This window comes from Verrucosispora sp. SN26_14.1 (genome assembly GCF_004307965.1).
Classification (GTDB): domain Bacteria; phylum Actinomycetota; class Actinomycetes; order Mycobacteriales; family Micromonosporaceae; genus Micromonospora.
In genome coordinates this window covers 1-1,891 of record NZ_SISL01000726.1, presented here as the reverse complement: position 1 = coordinate 1,891, position 1,891 = coordinate 1, and the positions used below count along the sequence as shown (strand labels likewise).

2 protein-coding genes and 1 pseudogene are annotated in these 1,891 nt (G+C 74.1%); 2 read left to right on the top strand and 1 reads right to left on the bottom strand.

All coding sequences use genetic code 11. The features are described 5' to 3' along the window. A pseudogene (locus tag EYA84_RS31355) lies at positions 1-380 on the bottom strand (ribosome small subunit-dependent GTPase A); the annotation flags it as partial. Positions 381-499: 119 nt separating this feature from the next. Between EYA84_RS31355 and EYA84_RS31350 the strand changes: the two are divergent. After that, positions 500-1,216: a maleylpyruvate isomerase family mycothiol-dependent enzyme gene (locus tag EYA84_RS31350; RefSeq protein ID WP_131057795.1), complete on the top strand. Its 717-nt coding sequence runs from the start codon at positions 500-502 to the stop codon at positions 1,214-1,216. Positions 1,217-1,223: 7 nt separating this feature from the next. Then, positions 1,224-1,877: an MBL fold metallo-hydrolase gene (locus tag EYA84_RS31345; protein ID WP_131057794.1), complete on the top strand. Its 654-nt coding sequence runs from the start codon at positions 1,224-1,226 to the stop codon at positions 1,875-1,877. Positions 1,878-1,891 lie beyond the last annotated feature (14 nt).

The window sequence follows — 1,891 nt, the reverse complement described above, 5'->3', positions numbered from 1 at the left end:
TCGGGCGCCGGGTGCACCGCCTCCACCACGGCCGCCACGTCCAGGTTGGCGGCGAGCAGGTGACCGGCGGCGTCCTTGCCGGCGGTGCGCCGCACCAACGCGGTACGCCGGGGCAGCACCGCCTCCACGGTGATCCGGGCGTCGGGCCAGCGCCCGAGCAGCACCCAGTCCCCCACCCCGGGCAGCCGGGTGGGGTCACCCGCGGCGGCGACCAGCACCGCCCCGCCCGAGGTGGCACGCACCGGCCCCGCCTCGGTCAGCACGGTGCAGACCCCACGGTCGACCCGGGCCACCCGACCCGGACGGTGATCGGTACGGATACGTCGCAGGTGCGCCGCCCGCTCGGCGTCCCAGCCCAGGGCGGTCAACGTGATGCTCATGCTCGACGCCACCTCCTCCACTCCGGCGCCGCGACCACCGCAGACGGTAGGCCCGGCGGCGCCCGGCCGGAAGTGAATTCCCCGGCGACGCGGCACGCCCGGAGGGCTAGGGTCGGAACGTGCCGACAGACCCCCTTCTCCTCACCGGTGACGTGACCGACGCCACCGCCCGGCTGGTGCGTACGGCTGCCGGTTTCGACGCCACCGACCTGGCCGCGCCGTCGCTGCTGCCCGGCTGGACACGCGGCCACGTCCTGGCCCACCTGTGTCGCAACGCCGACGGTTTCGTCAACCTGCTCACCTCGGCGCGCACCGGCGAGCAGATCCCGATGTACGCCAGCGCGCAGGCCCGCGACGCCGACATCGAGGCCGGCGCGTCCCGCCCGCCCGAGGAGCACCTGGACGACCTGCGTCGCAGCGCGGACCGGTTCGCCGAGGCGGTGGCGGCGATGCCGGTGTCGGCCTGGGCGGCCACCGTCGAGACCCGACGGGGTCCCTGGCCGGCCGCGCTACTGGTCTGGGGACGGCTCCGGGAGCTGGAGATCCACCACGTCGACCTGGCCGCCGCTTACCGGCCGGCGGACTGGTCGCCGACCTTCGGCCACCGGCTGCTGCACGAGGTGGCCACCGGCTTCGGCGACCGCGACGACGCGCCATCGATGGTGCTGCGCTTCGACGGCGCCGGCCACGAACTGGTGGTGGGCGAGCGCGCGGGGGCGCCCGTCGTCACCGGTCCGGCAGCGGAACTCGCCGCCTGGCTCACCGGCCGCAGCACCGGCACCGCCCTGACCGTCAGCCCCGACGGTGACCTGCCCCGCCCACCGGAATGGATCTAGGAAGACGATGACCTACAGCGGAGATGTCACCCCCGGCGGCCCGCCGGCCGTACGCGAACTCGACGCCCTGACCATCACCAAGGTGTCGGTCGGCCCGATGGACAACAACGCGTACCTGCTGCGCTGCCGGCACACCGGCGAACAGGTGCTGATCGACGCCGCCAACGAGGCGCCCCGACTGCTGGAACTGGTCGGTGACGGCGGGCTGCGCACCGTGGTCACCACCCACCAGCACATGGACCACTGGGTGGGGCTGGAGGAGGTCGTCGCCAAGACCGGGGCCCGCGCGCTGGTGCACGCCGACGACGCGGAGGGGCTGCCGATCGAGGCGCAGACCCTCGCCGACGGGGACACCGTGCCCGTGGGTGACTGCACGCTGGAGGTCATCCACATCAAGGGGCACACCCCGGGTTCGGTGGCGCTGCTCTACCGCGACCCGGCCGGCACCCCGCACCTCTTCACCGGCGACAGTCTCTTCCCGGGTGGCATCGGCAACACCGACCAGGATCCCGAGCGCTTCGCGGCGCTCATCGACGACGTGGAGCACAAGCTGTTCGGCCGGCTGCCGGACGAGACCTGGTTCTATCCGGGCCACGGCCGGGACTCGACGCTCGGCGCGGAACGCCCGCACCTGGCCGAGTGGCGCGCCCGGGGCTGGTGAGGCCGGGGCAGATC

Coding starts and splice junctions, on each gene's coding strand:
- EYA84_RS31345 (WP_131057794.1), top strand. CDS start 1,224: ATGACCTACAGCGGAGATGTCACCCCCGGCGGCCCGCCGGCCGTACGC.